Origin of the sequence: Roseibium sp. (assembly GCF_965229775.1) — a bacterium.
GTDB lineage: Bacteria > Pseudomonadota > Alphaproteobacteria > Rhizobiales > Stappiaceae > Roseibium.
In genome coordinates this window covers 372,148-395,915 of the sequence record NZ_OZ245929.1, presented here as the reverse complement: position 1 = coordinate 395,915, position 23,768 = coordinate 372,148, and the positions used below count along the sequence as shown (strand labels likewise).

Here is a 23,768-nt window from a genome sequence, read left to right as displayed (position 1 = left end):
AGGCTCAGATGGTGAAAAGTCGTGGGCTGATCTTTTGAGCTCTGGCCACGTGTTTCCTTTTTCTGGACAATCGGGCAGCATCGATCGGCTGGAGAGGCCGCAAGGACAAGAGAGAAGGATGTTCCGGTAACATGCCGAAACTAAGCGCATACCGGCTCAAGCATGTGGCCCGGGTCTATTCGCAAGAGCCAGGAGAGCCGAGGCCATTCGAGGACCTTCTGACCGATCTCGGTGTCGATCCCGCGATCCTGACCGACCCGGATGCTCGCGTGGAACTTTCTGTCGAGGCGGCGGCCGTGACGCTGGCATGCGATGCCCTGGACGATCAGACCTTTGCCGCACGGGCCGGTCTTGCAACACCGGGGGCCAAAACGCTACTTGCCTATCTGGCGAATGCGAGCGCGACGGTCGGACAGGTGCTCGAATTCGCTCAAAAATACTACGCGCTGGAAGACCCGCATCTGACATTCAGGCTGGTCAACGCGGATGCGGGGCCGATCGTCGCGCTTGAAAACGTCGTGCTTTCCGGGCACCAGGCACCGCGTCACCGCGAGCTTCTGGTCTTCGGCATGTACAAGAGGATCACGCAAATCGCCGGTCCGGAGTTCGGTCCCTTGACGATCTATCTGGACAGCAACGACGCGGCCCACTGCGGCAAGCTTGCAAACCATGTCGACTGCGCGGTCATTCACGGTCAGTCCTTGAGCGGTGTACAGCTGCCCGAAGGCGGTCTGGAATATCCCATTGCGACCTTCGATTCCGCCCTGCTCGATCACCTGCGCGCCCACGGGGATGCGCGGCTGGAACAGATGCCGAAGGAAAACGCCAGCCTTTCGGAAAAGGTCGTCGCGCTTGTGCGCCAGCAGCTGCCCGGGCACCTGCCGAGCGGAGATGAGGTTGCCGAGCAACTGTTCATGACGCGGCGGACGCTCACACGCCGCCTCGGCGCGGAGGGAACCAGCTACAAGGCGCTGGCCGAAGCTGCAAGATGCGAGCTTGCCAAGAGCCTCCTGAAAGGTCAGAGCAACATCGCGCAGGTGGCTTTCCTGCTCGATTTCTCAGACCAGGCAGCGTTCTCGGTGGCGTTCAAACGCTGGACCGGAACAACGCCTGCACAGTTCAAACGCGCCAGCATGTGATCAGTCCAGATCCGCGAGCCAGCGTGTTTCTTCCTGCAGTTCGAGCGGATCGCCGAAGCCGGATGTGCCGAGCCAGGTTTCAAGTGCATCCAGCGACGAGGCCGGGGCAAAGGTGCCGGACTGATCGTGACTGGCCGCGATCGCGATCTTCGGGCTCCAGGTGCCGTTCACCCGGCAGGCGACCGAAACGATCGACGGTCCATTGACCGCCTCGTAGTCGAACTCCCGGCAAAGCGTCTTGTCGGCGTCGACGAAAGAAGCAATGACGTTCAGCGTCGCGCCGGAGGCGAGAACCGCACTGCTGCCGGATGCGGCGGCGGAGAGGGTAACGGCGATCTCCGGGTCGGCCAGGGCCGCCATGCCGAACGGCGGTTTGGTTTCCTGCATGCCGAACGGCCCGAGACCCACTCCGGCGGCAACGCCGATTGCAAGCGTAATGGACGCCGCAAGCGCCGTTGGCCAATGGCTCACCCAATTCCAGCGCGTGAGAGGGACGACATTGTCGTCGCGCGGGGCGGCCTGTTGTCCGATGTCCTTTTCCAGGATTGCGGAAACTCTATGCGCCAGGGCGTCGGGTACCGGTGGCAGGTCCGCAGCCGCAGTCTTGAGCTGGCGCGCGGTTTCCGTAAACAGCCGGATTTTCTCCCGTATGGCCGGATCGGCCTGGGCTGCCAGTTCGACTTTGCGCGCCTCTGCTTCCGGCAACTGGCCGTCCGCATAGGCCATGATGATTTCATCGGTCATCTTCATTTCATCCATCATTTTTCTCGTCCTGTGCGGAAAACGTACTGAGGCTCAATTTATTCCGGTTTTTGCCGCAATTGCCGCGCGCGCGCGTGACAGCCGGCTCATGATGGTGCCCTTCGGAATGCCCAAAATGTCAGCCGCCTCGGCGTAACTCAGCTCCTCGAAGCAGACAAGCACGACCACTTCCCGCTGTTCGAGCGGCAATTGGTCGACCGCCTTGAGCACATTTGCGACCATCAACCTCGTGTCACCCGGATGACTGTCTTTGCCGCCGAGGTCGGGCGCGTCGTGAATATCCAGTTCCTGTCCGCGCACCTTCTGTTTCCGGGTCATGTCGATCCAGGCGTTCTTGAGGATGCGAAACAGCCAGAATTCGATACGCGACGACGGGTCGAAGCTTTTTCTTGCCACAAGCGCCCGCTCGACGGTGATCTGAACAAGGTCGTCGGCAATGTGTGCGGAGCGGCAAAGCGAAAGCGCAAATCGTCTCAAGTTGGGCAATTTCTCGGTCAGGGCAGTATGAAAACAATCCGGCATTCGACAACCTTTTCGGAAATCAGGCGCCCGATGGAATTTTCAGACGGCTGAAACGTAATTGAAACGAATACGATTGACGCACCGGATTATTCCCGAAAAAAGTGCGTACCTGAAAGGACCTGACATGATCCGCCTGATCGCCTTTGGTTTCGCCCTGTTTCTTGTTCTGCCGTCGACCGTTCAATGGTCACCGGACGGTTCGCACCCCATGGCCGCCTATGCCGATGACGAGGATAGCGATAGCGACAGCGACAGCGACGACGACAGCGATGATGACGACAATGACAGCGATCCGGGAGGCGGACAAGGCGGCGGCCAAGGCACGCAAGGCCGTTCCGGGTCCAAGGGTGCCGGTTCGACGGGGGCCGGTGCAGGGCGCCTCTTTGCGCCGCTCAGGCGTCTGTTCGGCGAAAGGGAGCGGCAGCCGCGTGCGCCGCGAAGCACGGCCGCGCCACCGGTTCTTTTCGTCGCCGGCGAAATCATCGTGCTCAATATCAACGCAACGGATCTTCAAAGCCTCCTCGACGCCGGCTATACGGTGCTGGAACAGCGCTCGTCTGCCGGCGGGCAGACCTACTACCGCCTGGCTGTGCCGGACGGTCTTGCGCTTCCGGACGCGCGCGACGCCGTACGCGCGCTGCCGTCGGGCCGGAACACCGATTTCAACCACTACTACCGGCCGGAACGTGGCGAAACCGACTGCCAGGGGGAAACCTGCCCTGCCTACGAGCTTGTGGGCTGGCCCGGCATTTCCTCGCAAACCGATCCCGCCTGTCCGGATGTCGGCAGCATCGGCATCATCGATACCGGCATCAACGACAAGCATCCGGTTTTCAGCGGATCGGACGTGATCGTCCTGCGCCTGGCGGACGAAGCGCTTCCGGCCTCGAAGGCGAGCCACGGTACCGCGGTCGCGGCGTTGCTTGTCGGCCAGCCGGAGACGCGCGTGCGCGGGCTTCTGCCGCAAGCCCGTCTGGTTGCAGTCGATGCCTTCCACCGGGCCGGCCGCGATGAGCGTGCCGATGCCTTCACGCTCGTCGAGGCGCTTTATGCGCTCACCGACGAGGGCGTGACGGTGATCAATCTCAGTCTTGCAGGGCCGCCAAACAGCGTGGTCAGGGCAGCGATCCAGGATCTTTCGGACAACAAGCGAATCGCATTTGCCGCAGCCGCCGGCAATGGCGGTCCTGCCGCGGATCCGGTTTTTCCCGCTGCGTATGACGAGGTTCTGGCGGTAACGGCCGTGGACCGCAACAAACGGGTCTACAGGCGGGCCAACCGCGGCGACTACATTGACCTGGCCGCACCGGGCGTCAACATCTGGACCGCGGCTTCGATAAAGGGTGCAAAGTGGCGGACTGGGACCTCCTTTGCCGTGCCTTTCGTATCGGCAGCTGCCGCGATCGTGCGTGCGAAACACCCCGGCAAAACGCCGGCAGAGATCTATGACCTGTTGCGGAACGCCGCGTTTGACCTGGGAGATCAGGGCCACGACCCGGTCTATGGCCACGGTTTGCTGCAGGCGGATGGTTTGTGCTGAGATTTCCATGAGCAGGGTGCGCCGGCCGGGATTGACCGGCGCTTGCCCAATTTGCTTCCGGCAGCTGTCAGGATGTCGCGATCCGTCGCCCCTCTGCAATCAGGACCAGCGTCGTGCCAAGCGAACTCGCCTGTTCCCGCAGGTCTTCAAGCAGGTCGCTTTCACCAAGGAGGCGGTCGTCGTGGACCACGAGGAGGCGGGGTTGCCGGAGCAAGGCGCGCGCGATGCGAATGCGGATCTGGTCCCTGTCAGCCCTGGCACGGGAGGCCGCGGCCGTTGTTGCCGGAACAAGACCGGAAAACCTGCCGAGAATGTCGTTCTCTCCTGCCTTGTCCTTTACCCGGGACCCGAGCACCACAGCCGGCCGGTTCTTCTGATAGAGCGGGATCCCGTTGATGGGCGAAATGAGAGTCACGCTGCGCCAGAGCGCTTTCCGGCCAATATCGGCGAACGAATGACCGGCAAGCCGTATGGCCGCCTGTGCTCCTGCCTGCGTCAGGCCGCATAGGCACAGGGCAACGTGCTGCCGGTCCTGCGGATCGTCCAGTTCCAGCCAGGTGCAGCCTGCCGGCTTGATCAGACCTGAGAACCGGTCGCCGGACGGGAGCTCCAGAGCGGAGATTTCAATGGGTTGAGACCAATCGGGTTCCAGGCGCCGGCCGGTTTCCAGGGGTGCCAGCGGCGGGATGCCGAAAACGCGGGTGAGCTTTTCGCGCGCAACCTTGTTTGCCTCGAAGTATTCCAGACCCGCCGCGCCGGCTTCCAGCTGGGCTGCCAGAAAGGCGAAAATCAGGAGGAACTGAGCAATCGCATCCGGATCGATGCCACCGGACAGCGCATAGGAGATGACCGCGACAGGAAACGTCGCCCGGCTTGCCGCCCGCATCATTCCGGACCAGGTTGCGCGGGAAACGAGCAGCGAACAGACCTCCGTGCTCTTGACGGCCAGCCGGTCTAGAATGGGTGTGAGCTTCCCGTGCAGCAGGAGGGGAAGGCGCTCGGGCAGGGTTCTTCCCAGCAGGATCGCGATATTGCCGCGCCTTTGCCGCGATGCCCTGATGCTCCTGCGCAGGCCGGGCATCGCCAGTGCCGTCCCCAGTAACCAGACGGCGAGCCCCACGGTCAGGGGGGGCAGGTAGGACGGGCGCATCGCGACGATCCAGCCTGCGAGCGTCAGCAGCGTCGCCCCCAAGGTCACGAGCGCAATCAATCCCCTGGAGAGCCACAGCTTCACGGCTCCCAGGTCATTGACAAGCCTTGTCAGGGACAGGCCTGTCGCGGGTGATTTTCCGTCGAAGGGCAACAGGAGGACATGGCGGGCATAGGCCAGTCTCACGTCGTGCACATAGGAGAGCGCAAACCGTTCGGCGCCCCGGTTCTGAAGAATGAAGGCGCCAAGTGTGACAAGCGTGGATATGCAGAGCACCATCAGCACGGGGGCGCCGTGAACGTCGGGTTTGCCGGTTAGTAAGGCGGCCGAACCGGTCGACAACGCGATTGCGCCCAGCGTCTGCGCGAAGCCGGTCAGGACCAGCCAGGCGCAGACCAGGCCGCGCCGGGCATTCCATACCGGTGGAAGGCCCGGCTTTGTGGGCCGGTGGCTCATGTCACTGCGCCACCGCGAGTTGCCCGCATAGCGTCTGCTCCATGATGTCGGATATCGTGCCCGGTGAGTGCAGGTCCGTCAGGGAAAAGGCGGGGATGTCCACGTTCATGATGATTTCGCGCACCGCAAGCGGTGACTGCATGACCGCTCCCGACACACCGAGAACACGGTAATCCAGTTGCTGCAGGCTTCTGGTACCCGCGACGGCGCCAAGGGCATCTCCTGCCGCGAAAACGACACCGTCGAAAAGCGAATGCATCAGGGGGCTGGACGCGATCTGACGGGTCTCCTCCTGGAACAATCCGTCGGCGATCTCGACGACGGCGACATCACATTGCGATCTGTAGAGGGTCCGCAACAGGTTTCGCGTCGTGCCGACGATCTTGTCGAGCGGGGTCCCGAAGGTCGTTGCAAGGCCGCCGTCCGTGAAATCGAGGACCTTTGCAGCGCCGGAATCGTGCATCAGCCAGGGATCACCGCCGGCGGCGGTGCCGGTGACTTTCAGTGCTCCGACCCTGTATCCGCTCTTCGAGAAGCCATGCACGAGTGCGGCGGCCGTGGCCGTCTTGCCTGCATTCATGGATGTACCGAACACGCCGAACACACAGGAGGGCATGGAACATGCGATCGTCGGCAGGGCGTAGTCGGTGAGGTTCAGGGCCCGGCCATCGGCCGTACACAAAACGCCGACCGGTTCCACGACTGTCGGACCGGACAGTTTGTCATGCCAGGAGGCTGCCCTTGCGGCAATGCCGCCCGCGGCCACCATGTGGCAGGTTTCCAGCTTTTCGGGAACGTAGGCTTCGTACTGGTCGGGTGCGTATCTGTTGCCGTAGGCAAGCACTATTTCATCACCTTCGCGCAACGATGCCTTCCGTCCGTTCGGGAGTTCGATCCGCTTGTGCGAGCCGAGCGCCTGAACGCGCGCCAGGACGATGTCGCCCGGCTTCGGCGTGCAGGCGTTCGTTGCAAGGTGGCTGCAATCGGAAAAATTCACGCGGCGCACGGCATAGGATTTCTTGGCGGCTGTCAGCCTGGTGGGGGCAATCGGTTCCATGTCTGTCTCTCTCAACGTTTGCTGCAACCGCAACGCTGCGGTCATGTGAGAAACGGGCCCGCATCGGAAAAATTCCAGGGAACATCACTTTTTTGAAAGGGATAAACCCGGACAAACCGGTCGTGCTGTTGCACAGGGCCGGAAAAAGTGCTTGAGCCATGACAAATGGCCGATTGCCCGCAAGCTCTGCGCCAGCGGGAAAGGGCGGTGATCGGCGCCCAGTTGTGATATCGAGGCCCGGCGGCACCACCGATGGGCTCTTGAGATGAAATAGACGTCGGGAAACCGGAAGCCGTTCAGGATCGAACGCCCTTCCAGACACCGGTAAGGAAAGCGAGACAAAGTTGACGAAGACGATTGCCTCTGAAGATCTGCAATTCAACATTTTGCGCCATCTGAAGAAGTCGCTCGGCAAGGATACGGCGAATGCGACTCTCTACGACTGGCGCACGTCCCTGTCGCTGGCCTTGCGTGACCTTGTCGTCGATCCGTGGTTTCAGTCCACCCGCAAAACCTATGAGGCTGCGGGCAAGCGGGTTTACTACCTGTCGATGGAGTTCCTGATCGGCCGTCTTCTTGAAGATGTGGCCGTCAATCTCGGGGCGGAAAGCGCCTCGCGCGCGGCGTTGGAGAGCCTCGGTCTCGATTATGACGAGGTCGTGCATGACGAGCCGGACGCCGCGCTCGGCAATGGCGGTCTGGGACGGCTGGCCGCCTGCTTTCTCGACAGTCTTTCAACGCTCGGAATTCCGGCCTACGGCTACGGTATCCGCTACGAACACGGGCTGTTCGAGCAGCATTTCGAGAACGGCCGTCAGATCGAGGTGGCCGAGGGCTGGTTGTCGCAACGCCACACGTGGGAATTCGAGCGGCCGGAAGTCAACTATCCGGTCGGGTTCGGCGGGCATGCCAACGGAACCTGGGACCCCGCCGAAACGGTTATCGCCAACGCCTATGACACGCCCATCCTCGGCTGGAAGGCACGCTGGGCGAACACGTTGCGGCTCTGGTCCGCGAAGCCGACTGTTCTGTTCGACCTGGGCAGCTTCAACCGTGGCGACCTCGTGGGTGCCGTGGTTCCCGAAGCCCTTGCCCGTGCGATTTCAAGGGTTCTTTATCCCGACGACACGACGGAAGCGGGCAAGGAACTGCGCCTGAAGCAGGAGTATTTTTTCACCTCCGCCTCGCTGCAGGACATTGTCCGCCGCTTCAAATCGGAAGGATTCGATATCGAGACCCTGTCCGATCACGTCGCCATTCAGCTCAACGATACCCATCCGGCGATTGCCGGCCCCGAACTGGTGCGGCTGCTGGTGGACGAGAACGGCGTCGAGATGAAGAAGGCGATCGAAATCGCAAAGGCCTGTCTCGCCTACACCAACCACACCCTGTTGCCAGAAGCGCTTGAGCGATGGGATCTCGGTCTGTTTGCGCGCACGCTGCCGCGTCACCTCCAGATCATCGAGGTCATCGAGGAAGAACACCTGGCTGCGACAGGCAGCCATGTCCGGATCATCGAGGACCATGCGGTCAAGATGGGCGAGCTTGCCTTCGTCATGGCACACCGGGTCAACGGCGTATCGGCGCTGCACTCCGAGCTGGTCAAGAAAACCGTATTTCACGATCTCAACCAGACCTATCCGGACCGTATCATCAACCAGACCAACGGCGTCACGCCGCGCCGCTGGCTCTACAGCTGCAACCCGCCGCTCCGGACGCTGATCACCAAGACGATCGGGGAAGGATGGGTCGACGACCTGGAACAGCTCAGCCGCCTCGAGCCGCACATTGCAGATACGGGCTTTCTGGATGCGTTCATGGCCGCGAAACGGGCGAACAAGGAGCGGCTTGCCAGCTGGTTCGCAGAGCAGAACGATCTTCAGATCGACCCGTCCGCCATGTTCGACGTGCAGATCAAGCGGATCCATGAATACAAACGCCAGTTCATGAACATTCTGGAGACCATCGCGCACTGGAATGAAATCAGGGACAACCCCAATGGCGACTGGACGCCGAGGCTGAAGATTTTCGGCGGCAAGGCGGCGCCGGGCTACGTGGTGGCCAAGGAGATCATTCACCTGATCAACGATGTCGCCAGGGTGATCAATGCCGATCCCGTCACCCGGGACAGGCTCAAGGTCGTCTACCCGCCGAACTACAATGTCTCCATGGCGGAGATCCTGATACCGGCTGCCGACCTTTCGGAACAGATCTCCACGGCGGGCAAGGAAGCCTCCGGCACGGGCAACATGAAGTTCGCGCTCAATGGCGCACTGACGATCGGAACGCTCGATGGTGCGAATGTGGAAATCCGCGAGCGGGTCGGTGCGGAGAATTTCTTCCTGTTCGGCCTGACGGCCGAGGAGGTGGTCGAGCGCCGGAACCAGCACGACTATTCACGTGCGGCGATCGCCGCGAGCCCGCGCCTGACGCGCGTGCTCAACCAGATCGCCGACGGACTGTTTTCACCGGGCGATCCCGGGCGCTATCATGGCCTGGTTCGCCTGTTGCATGAGCACGACTATTTTCTCGTGACCTGTGACTTCGACGGCTATTTCGACACCCAGCGGCAGGTCGATACCGCTTTTGTCGATCATGCGCGCTGGGCACGGATGGCTGCCCTTAACACGTCCCGCTCGGGATGGTTCTCGTCTGACCGGACCATCCGGGGTTATGCTGCGGATATCTGGAATACATCGTCCCTTCTGGACAGATCGTGAGGTAGGACATGAATGCGGCCGGTCATCGCCCCTTTCAGCAGATCAGCGAAGGCAGCTTTGACGATCCCTTCTCCGTGCTGGGGTTGCATGAGACCGGCGGCAATCAGAGCCTGACCGTCTTTCACCCGGATGCGGATGAAGTCGAGGCGATCGACGCGGCGACCGGCGCACGCGTTGCCGTTCTTTCCTCACATGAAGCGCCCGGGATCTTTCATGCGGTCACCGGCCGGGCGGAGCGCTTCGCCTACCGGCTGCGCTTCAAACGCGGCGGCGATACCTGGGAAGCCGACGATGCCTACCGGTTCGGCCCGGTTCTAGGCGAACTCGATGAATACCTGATCGGCGAAGGCTCGCATCTGCGCCTCTGGGAAAAACTGGGTGCGCACGTGATGGAGCACGAGGGCACGCGGGGCACGCATTTCGCCGTCTGGGCACCCAACGCCCGGCGGGTTTCGCTTGTCGGAAACTTCAATTCCTGGGACGGCCGCCGAAACGTCATGCGCAGATGTGGCGGCACCGGCGTGTGGGAAATCTTCATGCCCGATCTTGGCGAAGGGGACGTCTACAAGTTCGAACTGACCGATGCCGGTGGCACTCTTCTACCCGAAAAAGCCGACCCGTTCGGGTTTGGCGCAGAACATCCGCCGAAGACGGCGTCCGTGGTGCGGGACCTCAACCGCTACACATGGCAGGACGACCGCTGGATGTCGGCGCGCGGCGAGAAGCAGCGCATCGATCAGCCGATCTCGATCTACGAGGTGCATCTCGGCTCCTGGCGGCGCATTCCGGAAGACGGCAACCGGTCTCTCTCCTACCTGGAGCATGCCCGGGAGCTTGTCGCCTACGCGCAGGACATGGGCTTCACGCATATCGAACTGTTGCCTGTTTCGGAGCATCCCTTCGACGGGTCATGGGGCTATCAGCCCATCGGTCTGTTCGCCCCGACGATCCGTTACGGCACGCTCGACGAGTTCCGCGCCTTTGTCGATGCGTGCCACGAAGCCGGTCTGGGCCTGCTCATCGACTGGGTTCCGGGGCATTTCCCCGAGGATGAACACGGTCTTGGCCGTTTTGACGGCACGCCGCTCTACGAGCATGCCGATCCCAAGGAAGGCTGGCACCCCGACTGGCGGACCTACATCTACAATTACGGCCGCACCGAGGTTCAGAACTTCCTGATCGCCAATGCGCTCTACTGGATGCGCGAACACCATGTCGACGGCCTCAGGGTCGATGCGGTCGCCTCGATGCTCTATCGGGATTATTCGCGGGAAGACGGGGAATGGGTTCCGAACGAATACGGCGGACGCGAGAACCTGGAGGCGATCGACTTTCTGAAACGTGCCAACACGCTTGTCTATGCCGACATGGACGGCGTGATGACGGTTGCCGAGGAAAGCACGGCCTTTACCGGTGTCAGCGCGCCCGCGGATGCGGGCGGTCTGGGGTTCGGCTACAAGTGGAACATGGGGTGGATGAACGACACGCTCTCCTACATCAAGGAGGATCCGATCCATCGCAAATACCACCACAACAAGATCGAGTTCGGGCTGCACTACGCCTTTTCGGAGAACTTCGTTCTGCCCCTGAGCCACGACGAAGTGGTGCACGGCAAGGGATCGATCCTCGACCGGATGCCCGGAGACGGTCCCGACAAGTTCGCAAACCTCAGGGCCTATTACGGTTTCATGTGGGGCCACCCGGGCAAGAAACTGCTCTTCATGGGGTCGGAATTCGGACAGGGTTGGGAATGGAACCACAACGAAAGTCTCGGCTGGCACCTTCTGGAAAATGATCTGCACAAGGGGGTCCAGAACCTTGTGCGCGATCTCAACCGTCTCTATGCGCAAACGCCCGCGCTTCATGAACTCGACTGCAAGGCCGAAGGGTTTCAGTGGATGGAATCGAATGCCGATGATTCCGTCTTCGCCTGGATTCGGCGCGGCAAACCCGGCACACCGCCGGTTCTGGTGGTCAGCAATTTCACGCCGGTCATGCGCACCGGCCGCCGGATCGGCGTTCCGCAACGCGGAAAGTGGGTGGAACGTGTCAACACGGATGCCGAGGCCTATAGCGGAAGCGGGGCCGGCAATCTGGGGGGCGTGGCAGCGGATGAAGTTGCCTGGTCCGGACAACCATTTTCGCTTTGCCTTACGCTTCCGCCTTTATGTACTCTGTTCTTCGAATGTGAAGCACCGGCAAGCTGACCGGGCTGGCAACAGGGGAGGAACTGGGATGTCGATGCAGGATCAACGCAGTCTCGCGCGGCAGGCGATGGCATTTGTCCTTGCGGGCGGACGGGGAAGCCGGCTGAAGGAACTGACCGACCGGCGCGCGAAACCGGCCGTCTTTTTCGGCGGCAAGACGCGGATCATCGATTTCGCTCTCTCCAATTCCATCAATTCCGGGATCCGGCGCATCAGCGTCGCCACGCAATACAAGGCGCACAGCCTCATTCGCCATCTGCATCGCGGCTGGGGGTTCTTCCGGCCGGAACGCAACGAATCCATGGATATCCTGCCGGCGTCCCAGAGAGTCAACGAGGAGAGCTGGTACCTGGGCACCGCGGACGCCGTCTATCAGAACATCGACATCATCGAAAGCTATGCCCCCAAATACATGATCGTGCTCGCCGGGGATCACATCTACAAGCAGGACTACTCCAAGATGCTGGAGCAGCATGTGAATTCCGGGGCAGAGGTCACGGTCGGCTGCATCGAGGCAACGCTGGAGGAGGCCAAGGGTTTCGGCGTCATGGCCGTCGACGAAAACGACCTGATCACCGATTTCGTCGAAAAACCCGCCGACCCGCCTTCAATGCCGGGCAATCCGGACCAGGCGCTCTGCAGCATGGGCATCTACGTTTTCGAGACAAAGTTCCTGTTCGATGTCCTGCGCGAAGATGCTGCCGATCCCAGCTCGAGCCACGATTTCGGCAAGGACATCATTCCGAAACTGGTCAAGAACGGCAAAGCCTTTGCCCATCCCTTCAGCCGTTCCTGCGTGCAAAGCGGTCTCGAAAAAGAACCGTACTGGCGCGATGTGGGCACAATCGACGCCTTCTGGCAGGCCAATCTTGACCTCACCGATTTCACGCCCAGCCTCGATATCTACGATACCGAGTGGCCGATCTGGACGTATCAGGAACTCAATCCGCCGGCGAAATTCATTCACAACGAGGAAGGCCGGCGCGGGCAGGCCATTTCCTCCATGGTGTCCGGCGGCTGCATCATCTCCGGCTCCAGCCTGTTGCGGTGCCTGATGTTCACGGGTGTGCGCTGCAATTCCTATTCGCGCCTGGAAGGTGTCGTCGCGATGCCGCATGTCGATATCGGCCGGAATGCCCGGCTGACAAACGTTGTCATTGACAGGGGTGTCCAGATCCCTCAGGACCTCGTGGTCGGCGAAGATCCGGAAATGGACGCCAAGCGGTTTCGCCGGACGGAGAACGGGATCTGCCTGATCACGCAGCAGATGATAGACAAACTCGAGGCCTGAAGATGAACGTCCTCCTTGTTGCTTCCGAATGCGCGCCATTCGTAAAAACCGGAGGACTTGCCGATGTGGTCGGTGCATTGCCGAAAGCGCTCGAACCACATGGTGTCAGCAGCCGCATCATCCTGCCGCTTTACCCGGCACTGAAAGCCCTGGCCGGCAAGGCGCGCTTCAAACTGGACCTGGGCGTTCTGCACGGCAGTCCCGCGCGTCTCCTTTGCGTCGAGGGAGAGGGGATTTCGCTGATCCTGCTGGATGCGCCCGGCCTCTACGACCGGGGTGCGGGGATCTATCTCGATGAAAGCGGAGAGGACTGGTCCGACAACGCGCAACGCTTCGCCGCGCTCTGCGAAGCCGCCGTTCATGTCGCGCTCAACGGCATTGATGGCTGGCGACCCGATATCCTGCACGCCCATGACTGGCAGGCAGGCCTTGCCCCCTGGCACCTGCACCAGCAAGGGTCCGATATTCCCTGCGTGCTGACCATTCACAACATCGCCTTCCAGGGCCTGTTTCCTTCGGACCTGACGGACGAGTTGAAACTCGATCCTGACGGGTTCTCTCCAGAAGGCTATGAATATTACGGCCAGATCAGCTTCCTGAAGGCAGGGGTCGTCGCGTCAAAACGCATCACGACGGTCAGCCCGACCTATGCGCGTGAGCTGATGTCACCGGAATTCGGCATGGGGTTCGACGGTCTGCTTCAGGCGCGCAAGGACGACCTTACCGGGATCCTCAACGGGATCGATCTTGATGTCTGGGATCCGCAGACGGACCAGGCAATCGCCGAAAACTACACGGCGCGAACGCTCAAACGGAAAGCCGTCAATCGGGCAGCGCTCGAAAAACGCTTCAGCCTTGCTGCCAATCCTGACGCTCCCCTGTTCTGTGTCATCAGCCGCCTGACGGAACAAAAGGGTCTGGATCTGCTTCTGGACGCCTTGCCGACCCTGGTCGGGAGGGGCGGCCGGCTGGCGCTGCTTGGAAGCGGCGGCAGCCAGTTGGAGGATGCGTTTCGCAGCGCGGCGGTCGCGCATGCGGGCAGCGTCGGTGCGATCATCGGCTATGACGAGAAGCTTTCCCATCTGATGCAGGCAGGGGCCGACGCGATCCTGATCCCCTCGCGTTTCGAACCGTGCGGTCTCACCCAACTCTACGGGCTTCGCTACGGGACCCTTCCGGTCGTGTCGCGCACGGGTGGTCTCGCGGACACGGTCATCGACGCCAATGATGCCGCCATCAAGGCCGGATGCGCGACCGGGTTCCAGTTTGCGCCCGTGACCGCAGCAGCCCTGTCCGACGCCATCGACCGTGCCTGCACCCTGTTTGCGGACCGCAAGCGATGGGCGGCGCTGATGCGCAACGCAATGCGCCACCCGGTCGGCTGGGACAGCTCGGCCACCGAGTATGAGGCCCTGTTTCAGTCTCTTTTTGACAGCCGAAGCGAGGGTGCCGGATGAGCACACAGATGCTGCCGGGTTCGCCAAACCGGCTGGGCGCCGGTTTTGACGGCGAAGGTACCAATTTTGCGCTTTTTTCGGCCAACGCGCAGAAGGTGGAGCTTTGTCTCTTTTCCGCCGATGGCGCCAGCGAGGCCACGCGGGTCGCCCTGCCGGAGCGCAGCGGCCCCGTCTGGCACGGCTATCTGCCGGGCATTCAGCCCGGGACGCTTTACGGATACCGGGTGCACGGGCCTTATGCTCCCGAGCATGGACACCGTTTCAATCCGAACAAGCTGCTTCTGGACCCTTATGCGCGGGAGTTGCGGGGGGCGTTCCGGCAGCATGAAGCCCTTCTCGGATTCGACCCCGCCGATCCTGCAGGTGATCTCTCCTTCAGTTCGCTGGACAGCGCCGCCTATGTCCCGAAAGCGGTGGTGAGCGCGCCAGAGCCCCTTGTTCCCGGTACGGAGCGGCCGCACTGGCGGCCGGACGAGATGCTGATCTATGAGGCCCATGTGAAGGGGCTGACGAAACAGTTCGCGGGTGTTCCGGAAGCGCTCCGCGGGACCTATGAGGGTCTGGCCTCGGATGCGGTGCTTGAACACCTGCAGAAACTCGGCGTCACCTCCGTCGAGCTTCTTCCCGTTCATGCATTTGTCGATGACGCCTTCCTGTCAAAGAAGGGGCTCAGGAACTACTGGGGCTACAACACGATCGGGTTTTTCGTGCCCGAACCGCGATACCACGGACCGGCAGGGCGGGCCGGGTTCCGGGCGATGGTTGAACGGTTCCACGCGGCGGACATCGAGGTGATCCTGGATGTGGTCTACAACCACACGGCGGAAGGGGATCACCGGGGACCGACGTTCAGTTTTCGCGGCATCGACAATGCGTCCTACTACCGTCTGATACAGGGTCAGTCCCGCTACTATGTGAATGACACGGGGACCGGCAACACCGTCAATGCCTCCCATCCGTTCGTGTTGCGCATGATCCTCGACAGTCTGCGCTACTGGGTCGAGGTCATGGGTGTCGACGGCTTCCGGTTCGATCTGGCAACAACGCTCGGCCGCGAGGCGCACGGATTCGATCCGAACGGCGGATTTTTTGACGCCCTGAGGCAGGACCCGGTCCTTGCCGATGTGCATCTCATCGCAGAGCCCTGGGATATCGGACCGGGCGGATACCAGCTCGGCCAGTTCCCGCCCGAATTCGGTGAGTGGAACGACCGGTTCCGCGACACAAGCCGCCGTTATTGGCGCGGTGACGATCACAGCACCCAGGAACTGGCGGGCTGCGTTCTGGGGTCTGCAAGCCAGTTCGACCGGGACAGCCGCCGGGCATCGTCTTCCGTCAACCTGATCACCGCACATGACGGTTTCACGCTCGCCGACGTGACCCGCTATTCGCGGCGTCACAACATGGCGAACGGCGAAGACGGCCGGGATGGCCACAACGCAAATTTCAGCGACAATTTCGGTGTCGAGGGCGACAGCGACGATCCCCTGATTGTGGCCCGCAGATCGCGCCGTCAACGCAATCTTCTGGCAACGCTGTTTCTGTCTCAAGGCACACCGATGCTGCTTGCAGGCGACGAAATCGGCAACAGCCAGAGCGGCAACAACAATGCCTATTGCCAGGACAATCCGATCGGCTGGATCGACTGGGAAAACCGGGACGACGCGCTTGCCGACTTCGTCGCGGGGCTTGCAGCGCTGCGCAAGAGCCATTCCAGCCTGCGGCAATCCCGGTTTCTGCACGGCGCGACGCGCGCGCTCGATGGGCTGCCGGATGTCGAATGGCTGGATCTCAATTGCAGGCCGCTCGACTGGCGGGACCCGGGGTTGTCGTCCTTCGCCCTGATCCTCAGGGGATCGGGTGAATGCCCGCTGGAAGCCCAGGTTCACGACACCTTGCTGCTGTTGTTCAATCGCGATGCGGAAGACCTGAACGCACGGTTGCCCGATGCGGCAGAAGGCTTCTTCTGGCGGCTTGAACTGGACACCGCGGCCGACGAGGCTTTTCCGAAATGCGAAGCCGCGGGAGAAGCGGTTCCTGTCCGGGGTCAATCGGTTGTTGTTCTGGCCCTGATCGCGTCAGGCGGCGGCACATGAGCGGGACTGCGTTACACGAACTGGCGGCGCTCTGCGGAGTGCTCCCGGTCTTTCACGATCTGGACGGCAATGAGCACCGGACAGGCGACGATACCCGGCGCGCGATGCTCCGGGCGATGCGGATCAGCGCTGAAACCGACGCGGAGGCGGAACGGTCTCTGGAGCTTCTCCGGTCGGAGCGGGACGCTCACATCGTGTCGCCCGAATTCGTCGTGACGGCAGGGCATGGCGCGGCTATTCCGGTCCGTCAGTCCTGTGACTGGTCGCTGTGCGATGAAGATGGCCGGAAGATCGTGGAGGGCTTCGCCGAGCACAAGGTGGATCTGCCGCCACTGGAGGTGGGGGTCCATTTCCTGACCGTCGCCGCAGGTGACCGCACACAGGTTGCCCTCGTTCCTGCCGCCCCGGAACGCACGCCCTCCCTCGCATCCCGCATCGGAACGGAGCGCGTCTGGGGCGTCACCGCCGCGCTCTACGGTTTGAAGTCCGAACGCAATCTCGGGGTGGGCGACTATGCCGATCTTGCTATCCTTTCCGGGACGCTCGGGCAACAGGGGGCCAGTTTTCTCGGCATCAATCCGATCCATGACTGGGGCTGGTCGACAACCGACATTGCCAGCCCCTATTCACCGTCGCACCGCGGTTTTCTGAATACGCTGCATATCGCCGCTGATGGCATTCCAGGTCTTGCAGAAAACCAACGGGCGGCGGAGCTTGTGGGCCGGGTCCGCGACGCGGCCGATCGGGACGTCCGCGCCATCGACTATCAGCAGTACCACGCGCGGCTGCAGCCCCTGTTGAGAGATCTGTTTGCTCTGTTCATGCAGGACGCGGACGAAGGTGCCCGATCACGCTTCCGGGATTTCGTTCAGGCCGGCGGGGATGACCTGCAGCTTTTCGCCGTTTACGAAACGCTCGCCGTGACACATGGCGAGAACTGGCAGCTCTGGCCCGATCTGATCCGGGACCCGAAAACGGCTCCGCACTCCAGCGTCGATCCGCAGGAGATCGGTTTTCACAAGTGGCTGCAGTGGGTTGCGAATGCGCAGTTGGAGCGGATTTCAAGTGCGCATTCCATGCCGCTCGGGCTGTACCTGGATCTTGCCGTGGGTGCCCGCCGCGACGGGGCCGAAGCCTGGATGGGCCAGGACAGCCTGGCGACCGGCGTCTCGCTCGGCGCACCGCCGGACCATCTCAGTCCGGAAGGCCAGAACTGGCAACTGGCCGCCTTCGCGCCGTCTCTGAGCGCAAAGACGCACTATCACAATCTGCGCAGCGTGCTCCGGCAAACCATGCGGTCCGCCGGGATCATCCGCATCGATCACGTGCTCGGCCTGAACCGCAGCTTCTGGATCCCGGATGACGGCAGCCCCGGGGCCTATGTTCAGCAGCCGTTCGAGACATTGCTTGCGCTGGTCGGGATAGAGGCGCATCGCGCCAACTGTGTCGTGGTCGGTGAGGATCTCGGGCTGGTTCCGGACGGGTTCCGCGACGCGCTCAGTGCGCGCGGCCTCTACGGATATTCCGTACTGCAGTACGAGAAGGAACCGGACGGATCTTTCCGCGATCCGGCCCATCTGCGCCCCCACAGTCTGGCGTGTTTCGCAACGCATGATACGCCGACGCTCCACGGTTTTTGTGCGGGACGGGACATCGACTGGTGGCAAAAGCTCGGCTGGATCGACGCCGATGGGGCCGGGCGTCTGCGTGAAGACCGCCGATCTTCAGTCGCGGCTCTCGTTCCGGACGGGAGCGAGCCCGCACCGGCCATTCACGCCCGGCTGGCGCACGCGCCCGTTGCCATGACGTCGGTGCAGCTTGACGACATACTCGGTGAGGAAGAGGCGCAGAATTTGCCGGGGACGATCGACGAACATTCAAACTGGCGTCGCATATATGATGCACCGCTTGAAACCCTCGGCGGTCTTCCGGCCCTCAACGAGACGGCAGAGATCATGCAAGCTGCAGGACGCGCAAATACCTATCCGGACGGAGACGACTGACATGGACATCAAAGTGGTTGCAACGAAACCGATTGACGGACAGAAGCCCGGAACATCCGGTTTGCGCAAAAAGACACGGGTCTTCATGGAGCCGCACTACCTCGAAAATTTCGTTCAGTCCGTGTTCGAGGCGATTGGCGGGGCAGCGGGCAAGACGTTCGTGGTCGGCGGCGATGGCCGCTATTTCAATGCCGAAGCGATCCAGACCATCCTGCGCATGGCAGCCGCAAACGGTGCAGAAAGGGTCATTGCCGGGCGAGGCGGGCTTCTGTCGACACCGGCCGCGTCTCATCTGATCCGCAAGAATTCAACGGATGGCGGTCTGATCCTGTCCGCGAGCCACAATCCCGGCGGCATCGACGAGGATTTCGGCCTCAAGTTCAATATCCCGAACGGCGGCCCCGCCCCCGAAGGAGTGACGGAAGCCATCTATGAGGCGACAACGACGATCTCCCAATATGTCACGGTCGAGACGCCGGACGCGGATCTCGATCGTCTTGGAAACCAGAAGATCGGCGGCATGATCCTCACGATCGTCGATCCGGTGACGGATTACGAAGCCCTCATGAAGGAGCTGTTCGATTTCGACGCAATCTGCGCGCTTATCGCGTCCGGGTTCCGCGTCCGCTTCGATGCGATGCACGCGATCACGGGTCCCTACGCGAGGGCGATCCTCGAAGGCTCTCTGGGCGCGCCGGCAGGAAGCGCGATCAATGCCGAGCCGTCCGTCGATTTCGGCGGCGGGCACCCGGACCCGAACCCGGCCTGGGCCAAGGAGCTGATGGCCGAACTGATGAGCGATGACGGGCCCGATTTCGGGGCGGCCTCGGACGGCGACGGTGACAGGAACATGATCCTCGGCCGGAACTTCTATGTCTCGCCATCCGACAGCCTTGCCGTCCTGACGGCGAACGCACATCTTGCGCCCGGATATGCGAACGGCATTTCAGGCGTTGCGCGTTCCATGCCGACCAGCGGCGCTGCCGACCGGGTCGCCGATGATCTCGGCATCGAGTGTTTCGAAACGCCGACCGGGTGGAAATTCTTCGGCAACCTGCTTGATGCCGGACGCGCGACGATCTGCGGTGAGGAGAGCTTCGGAACAGGCTCCAATCACGTGCGCGAGAAGGACGGGCTCTGGGCTGTCCTGTTGTGGCTGAACATCCTGGCGGCCAGAAAGTGCTCGGTTGCCGACCTGGTTGAGGATCACTGGAAGAAATATGGCCGGAACTATTATTCCCGGCATGATTTCGAAGCGCTGCCGAACGCCGACGCGAGCGCATTGATGGATCGTGTGACCAGTCAATTGACCTCGCTCGCCGGGCAGTCCGTTGCCGGTCTGACCGTCGAAACTGCCGACAGCTTCGCCTACGAGGACCCGATCGACGGATCGAAAAGCAGCAATCAGGGACTGCGTATCCGCTTTACAAACGGCGCGCGCGCCGTCTTCAGGCTCTCGGGAACCGGAACCGAAGGGGCGACCCTGCGGCTCTACATCGAACAGCTGGAAACCGATCCGGACAAGCTCGGTCAGGACGTGCAGACGGCGCTCGCGCCGGTGATCGCGGCAGCGCATGAAATTGCCGGTATCGCTCAATTGAACCGATCCGGTCCGGACGTCATCACCTGACGCCTTCATGCGTTCCCACCGAGGGACGTCTGATCATCTCTCGACGCCTTTTTCAACGGGATTCCGGGCGTTCTGACGCGCCGGATCTCTCCCGGGAGGCGGGAGCGCGCGCTGCCTTGTTGACAGCGGGTGTGAATTTCTATTGCACTGCAACAAAATTATTGCACAAAAAATGGCTCTGCGCATAATGCGGGCATGAGTAGCGGAATTTCGATCCTCGTCATCGATGATAACAAGATCCGGGCGTCCATCATCGAAGAGGGGCTGCGCGATGCCGGACATGACGAAGTGCTTCTCGTTCACAACATGGACGGGCTTGTCCGCCAGATCTCGGAAATCAATCCGGACGTGATCGTGATTGATCTTGAAAATCCCAATCGCGATCAGCTGGAACACATGTTCCAGGTTTCAAGAGCCGTCAGAAGGCCCGTCGCCATGTTCGTGGACAAGGCCGACAGCCAGTCGATCGAAGCGGCCGTGGACGCCGGTGTGTCCGCCTATGTGGTCGACGGCCTCAAACGCGAACGGGTCAAGCCCATCCTGGATATGGCCGTCAGCCGCTTCAACGCGTTTTCCAAACTCTCCAAGGAGCTGGAGGACGCGCGCACGGAGCTGGCCGACCGGAAAACCATCGACCGCGCGAAAGGTATCCTGATGAAATCGAAGGGGCTGTCCGAACAGGCGGCTTACGATCTCCTGCGGCGGACCGCGATGAACCAGAGCCGGAAGATCATCGATGTGGCGCAAAGCCTCGTCATCGCCAGCGGGCTGCTGGGAGATTGAACATGTCAAACCAGAATACCTGCCAGGGAGAGGCGGCCAGATTGGAAATCGGAGGAACGTCGTGGGTCAGCTGACACCCGTATTTGCAGGCTTCATTCCACTCCTGGACAGTGCGGTTCTTGTCGCTGCGAGGGAGATAGGGTTCGCGGAAGACGAAGGGATCGCGATCAAACTGGTGCGCGAATCTTCCTGGGCCAACATTCGCGACCGGGTCGCGGTCGGTCACTTCGACGTCGCGCACATGCTCGCGCCCATGCCGATCGCCGCGAGCCTGAACCTGACCAGCCTCGCCGTTCCCATGCTGGCCCCGATGATCCTGGGGCTCGGCGGCAATGCCATCACGGTATCAACGGCGCTCTGGCGGGAAATGGCGGATCTGGGATCAGATCGTAACGGTGATCCGGCCTCGACCGGCACGGCTCTGGCGAAGGCGGTTGCGCGGCGTGGCGATCGCGCCCAAAGTTCCTTGCGGTTCGGGGTGGTGCACCCGTTTTCCGGTCACGCCTACGAATTGCGCTACTGGCTCGCCGCGGCGGATATCGATCCCGACAAGGATGTCGAGATCACGGTTCTGCCGCCGCAGCTCATGGCGGACGCGCTCGCGGCCGGGCAACTGGACGGATACTGCGTCGGAGAGCCCTGGAACACGGCAGCCGTTGCCGCCGGGACCGGCCGTATCGTCACCTACAAGCAGGCCATCTGGCCGGATAGCCCCGAGAAGGTGCTGGGCGTGACGCGAAAGTGGGCGCAATCGAGCCCCGAAACACTGGCGGCCCTGATGCGCGCCATGTCGCGCGCGGCAGACTGGTGCTCAGATTCTGCGAATGTGGACCACCTGACAGATTTGCTTGCAGGGCCGGATTACCTGGCCTGTTCACCGGATCTCTGCCGTCCGGCGCTCAGCGGCGATGTGCGCCTGGGTGCGACCACATCGGTTGCGCGTCCCGACTTCCTGAAGTTCTCTGGCGGACTGGCGGCAGCGCCGTCGCCCGTTCACGGAAAATGGTTCTACGACCAGATGGTCAGATGGGGGCAGGCGGACTATTCGGCATCCGGCGAAGCCGATGTTCTGGAAATTTTCTCCCCCGCGCTCTACCGGGATGCCTTGCAGATTGGTGCGGCGCCGGCGGAAAAGTCGATCCGGCTGTTTGACAGCGCGCCGGCATGACAGGGGCTTGCGGAGCGCATCCGGTGAGCGAGTATCAGAATGTGTGCGCTGCACAAAAAACCGCCACTTGCCTCAATTCTCAGCCAACAATTCGTGCACCTGGTGCCGTGATGCAATTTTGGGCGTATGGGTAAAATTCTGAAAAACAAGAAGAAATGGCGTTTCGACTGAGTTGGCACGCTTCGTGCTAACGATATCTCGTGGCCGACGCTGGCCGGAATCATATCGCGTCCATTGACGGACGCCCAGGCAAAGCCGCCGTTCTGGTCTGCACCTCTCCTCCCTTTCGCAGACCAAGACGGCGGCTTTTTCATTTTGAGCCGGCGTCCGGAAAAGGGCGCGGAAGACAAGAGGGAACAGGACGTGACGAACACGAAAAAATTCCAGATGACCCGCCGGCTGGCGTTGGGGGCCCTGATGGCCGCAACGGCCTTTGTACCGGCTTCGTCTGCATTCGCGGAAATGCTCGATGTCGAGAAAGACGAGCTCACCTTCGGCTTCATCAAGCTGACCGACATGGCGCCGCTCGCGGTCGCTTACGAGCTTGGCTATTTCGAAGAAGAAGGCCTGTTCGTAACGCTTGAGCCGCAAGCCAACTGGAAGGTGCTTCTGGACCGGGTCATCACCGGTGAGCTGGACGGTGCGCACATGCTTGCAGGTCAGCCGCTGGCGGCGACGATCGGTTTCGGCACCAAGGCGCACATCGTGACGCCGTTCTCCATGGACCTCAACGGCAACGGCATCACCGTTTCCAACGAGATCTGGGAAATGATGAAGCCGCATATCGAAATGCAGGATGACGGCAAGCCTGTCCACCCGATCAAGGCATCTGCCCTGAAGCCGGTGGTCGATCAGTTCATCGACGAAGGCAAGCCGTTCAACATGGGCATGGTCTTCCCGGTCTCGACCCACAATTACGAACTGCGGTACTGGCTGGCGTCCGGGGACATTCATCCGGGCTTTTACTCCAAGACGGATATTTCAGGCCAGATCCAGGGCGAGGCCCTGCTTTCGGTGACGCCGCCGCCGCAGATGCCGGCAACGCTCGAAGCCGGCACGATCTACGGCTATTGCGTCGGTGAACCGTGGAACCAGCAGGCGGTCTTCAAGGGGATCGGCGTTCCGGTCATCACGGACTACCAGATCTGGAAGAACAACCCGGAAAAGGTCTTCGGCCTGACCAAGGAGTTCACCGAAGAGAACCCGAATACCACGCTTGCCATCACCAAGGCGCTGATCCGTGCCGCAAAGTGGCTCGATGAAAACGACAACGCCAACCGCATGGAAGCCGTCGAGATCCTTGCCAGGTCCGAATATGTCGGCGCCGACGCGGAAGTGATCGCGAACTCCATGACGGGAACGTTCGAATTCGAGAAAGGCGACAAGCGCGAGATCCCGGACTTCAATGTGTTCTATCGCTACTACGCGACATACCCGTACTACTCCGACGCCGTCTGGTACCTGACGCAGATGCGCCGCTGGGGTCAGATCCCGGAGCACAAGCCGGACAGCTGGTATGACGAAGTCGCCAAGTCCGTCTATCTGCCGGAAACCTATCTGAAAGCCGCCCGCCTGCTGGTCGAGGAAGGCCATGTCGCCGACGAGGACTTCCCGTGGGATTCCGACGGCTACCGTGCGCCGACGCCGGCTGCCGACATCATCGACGGCATTCCCTACGACGGCAAACAGCCGAACGCCTATATCGACAGCCTGCCGATCGGCCTGAAAGGCAAGCAGATCGTCGACGGTAGCGAAGTCGTCGGCGGCTAATCCGGACATCCGGAGCA

Annotated in this window: 16 protein-coding genes; 12 read left to right on the top strand and 4 right to left on the bottom strand. The window is 61.7% G+C overall.

From position 1 onward, the window contains the following. The first annotated feature begins 131 nt into the window (after positions 1–131). A complete protein-coding gene (locus tag ACO07N_RS01715) occupies positions 132–1,139 on the top strand; it encodes a helix-turn-helix domain-containing protein (RefSeq protein WP_421979362.1) in 1,008 nt (335 codons plus the stop codon). On the opposite strand, the gene ACO07N_RS01710 is transcribed toward ACO07N_RS01715, so the two are convergent. Both ACO07N_RS01710 and ACO07N_RS01705 read right to left on the bottom strand, forming a co-directional pair. After that, positions 1,140–1,901 (bottom strand): anti-sigma factor family protein, encoded by a 762-nt coding sequence (locus ACO07N_RS01710; protein WP_421979361.1) that lies wholly within the window; start codon positions 1,899–1,901, stop codon positions 1,140–1,142. It abuts the gene before it with no gap. Between the two features lie 33 nt (positions 1,902–1,934). Continuing rightward, entirely contained in the window at positions 1,935–2,423 is a 489-nt protein-coding gene (locus tag ACO07N_RS01705) for an RNA polymerase sigma factor (protein WP_421979360.1), read from the bottom strand. Positions 2,424–2,547: 124 nt separating this feature from the next. Here ACO07N_RS01705 and ACO07N_RS01700 point away from each other — a divergent pair, with 124 nt between their 5' ends. Further along, a complete protein-coding gene (locus tag ACO07N_RS01700) occupies positions 2,548–3,963 on the top strand; it encodes a S8 family serine peptidase (protein ID WP_421979359.1) in 1,416 nt (471 codons plus the stop codon). A gap of 67 nt (positions 3,964–4,030) precedes the next feature. Here the strand turns inward: ACO07N_RS01700 and ACO07N_RS01695 are convergent, their stop codons facing one another. Then, positions 4,031–5,569: a hypothetical protein gene (locus ACO07N_RS01695; RefSeq protein WP_421979358.1), complete on the bottom strand. Its 1,539-nt coding sequence runs from the start codon at positions 5,567–5,569 to the stop codon at positions 4,031–4,033. Position 5,570: 1 nt separating this feature from the next. Then, a complete protein-coding gene (locus tag ACO07N_RS01690; RefSeq protein ID WP_421979357.1) occupies positions 5,571–6,626 on the bottom strand; it encodes a hypothetical protein in 1,056 nt (351 codons plus the stop codon). Positions 6,627–6,970: 344 nt separating this feature from the next. Between ACO07N_RS01690 and ACO07N_RS01685 the strand changes: the two genes are divergently transcribed. The 10 genes from ACO07N_RS01685 (at position 6,971) to ACO07N_RS01640 (ending at position 23,751) form a co-directional block, all read left to right on the top strand. Further along, a complete protein-coding gene (locus ACO07N_RS01685) occupies positions 6,971–9,346 on the top strand; it encodes a glycogen/starch/alpha-glucan phosphorylase (RefSeq protein ID WP_421979356.1) in 2,376 nt (791 codons plus the stop codon). An 8-nt stretch (positions 9,347–9,354) separates the two neighbouring features. After that, on the top strand, positions 9,355–11,553 hold the full coding sequence (gene glgB, locus ACO07N_RS01680) for a 1,4-alpha-glucan branching protein GlgB (RefSeq protein ID WP_421979355.1): 2,199 nt from the start codon (positions 9,355–9,357) through the stop codon (positions 11,551–11,553). Between the two features lie 28 nt (positions 11,554–11,581). Further along, positions 11,582–12,844: a glucose-1-phosphate adenylyltransferase gene (gene glgC, locus ACO07N_RS01675; protein ID WP_421979354.1), complete on the top strand. Its 1,263-nt coding sequence runs from the start codon at positions 11,582–11,584 to the stop codon at positions 12,842–12,844. A gap of 2 nt (positions 12,845–12,846) precedes the next feature. Then, positions 12,847–14,301 (top strand): glycogen synthase GlgA, encoded by a 1,455-nt coding sequence (gene glgA, locus ACO07N_RS01670; protein ID WP_421979353.1) that lies wholly within the window; start codon positions 12,847–12,849, stop codon positions 14,299–14,301. Beyond that, entirely contained in the window at positions 14,298–16,397 is a 2,100-nt protein-coding gene (gene glgX / locus ACO07N_RS01665; RefSeq protein ID WP_421979352.1) for a glycogen debranching protein GlgX, read from the top strand. Before glgA ends, glgX begins: the two co-directional genes overlap by 4 nt. Next, positions 16,394–18,400 carry a 4-alpha-glucanotransferase gene (gene malQ, locus ACO07N_RS01660; RefSeq protein WP_421979351.1) on the top strand — a complete coding sequence of 669 codons (2,007 nt, stop codon included), beginning with the start codon at positions 16,394–16,396 and terminating at the stop codon, positions 18,398–18,400. Before glgX ends, malQ begins: the two co-directional genes overlap by 4 nt. Before the next feature lies 1 nt (position 18,401). After that, positions 18,402–20,030, top strand: a complete 1,629-nt coding sequence (locus ACO07N_RS01655) for an alpha-D-glucose phosphate-specific phosphoglucomutase (RefSeq protein ID WP_421979350.1) — start codon at positions 18,402–18,404, stop codon at positions 20,028–20,030. 195 nt (positions 20,031–20,225) lie between these two features. Then, entirely contained in the window at positions 20,226–20,813 is a 588-nt protein-coding gene (locus ACO07N_RS01650; RefSeq protein ID WP_306141629.1) for an ANTAR domain-containing response regulator, read from the top strand. Between the two features lie 61 nt (positions 20,814–20,874). Beyond that, positions 20,875–21,981: a CmpA/NrtA family ABC transporter substrate-binding protein gene (locus ACO07N_RS01645; protein WP_421979349.1), complete on the top strand. Its 1,107-nt coding sequence runs from the start codon at positions 20,875–20,877 to the stop codon at positions 21,979–21,981. Positions 21,982–22,398: 417 nt separating this feature from the next. Further along, on the top strand, positions 22,399–23,751 hold the full coding sequence (locus tag ACO07N_RS01640) for a CmpA/NrtA family ABC transporter substrate-binding protein (RefSeq protein ID WP_421984365.1): 1,353 nt from the start codon (positions 22,399–22,401) through the stop codon (positions 23,749–23,751). The last annotated feature ends 17 nt before the right edge of the window (positions 23,752–23,768 follow it).

What these genes read in the sequence shown, in the direction of transcription:
- glgB (WP_421979355.1), top strand. Translation starts at nt 9,355, where the DNA reads ATGAATGCGGCCGGTCATCGCCCCTTTCAGCAGATCAGCGAAGGCAGC.
- ACO07N_RS01715 (WP_421979362.1), top strand. Translation starts at nt 132, where the DNA reads ATGCCGAAACTAAGCGCATACCGGCTCAAGCATGTGGCCCGGGTCTAT.
- glgX (WP_421979352.1), top strand. Translation starts at nt 14,298, where the DNA reads ATGAGCACACAGATGCTGCCGGGTTCGCCAAACCGGCTGGGCGCCGGT.
- ACO07N_RS01700 (WP_421979359.1), top strand. Translation starts at nt 2,548, where the DNA reads ATGATCCGCCTGATCGCCTTTGGTTTCGCCCTGTTTCTTGTTCTGCCG.
- ACO07N_RS01710 (WP_421979361.1), bottom strand. Translation starts at nt 1,901, where the DNA reads ATGATGGATGAAATGAAGATGACCGATGAAATCATCATGGCCTATGCG.
- glgA (WP_421979353.1), top strand. Translation starts at nt 12,847, where the DNA reads ATGAACGTCCTCCTTGTTGCTTCCGAATGCGCGCCATTCGTAAAAACC.
- ACO07N_RS01650 (WP_306141629.1), top strand. Translation starts at nt 20,226, where the DNA reads ATGAGTAGCGGAATTTCGATCCTCGTCATCGATGATAACAAGATCCGG.
- ACO07N_RS01705 (WP_421979360.1), bottom strand. Translation starts at nt 2,423, where the DNA reads ATGCCGGATTGTTTTCATACTGCCCTGACCGAGAAATTGCCCAACTTG.
- malQ (WP_421979351.1), top strand. Translation starts at nt 16,394, where the DNA reads ATGAGCGGGACTGCGTTACACGAACTGGCGGCGCTCTGCGGAGTGCTC.
- ACO07N_RS01640 (WP_421984365.1), top strand. Translation starts at nt 22,399, where the DNA reads ATGGCCGCAACGGCCTTTGTACCGGCTTCGTCTGCATTCGCGGAAATG.
- ACO07N_RS01690 (WP_421979357.1), bottom strand. Translation starts at nt 6,626, where the DNA reads ATGGAACCGATTGCCCCCACCAGGCTGACAGCCGCCAAGAAATCCTAT.
- ACO07N_RS01655 (WP_421979350.1), top strand. Translation starts at nt 18,402, where the DNA reads ATGGACATCAAAGTGGTTGCAACGAAACCGATTGACGGACAGAAGCCC.
- ACO07N_RS01695 (WP_421979358.1), bottom strand. Translation starts at nt 5,569, where the DNA reads ATGAGCCACCGGCCCACAAAGCCGGGCCTTCCACCGGTATGGAATGCC.
- glgC (WP_421979354.1), top strand. Translation starts at nt 11,582, where the DNA reads ATGTCGATGCAGGATCAACGCAGTCTCGCGCGGCAGGCGATGGCATTT.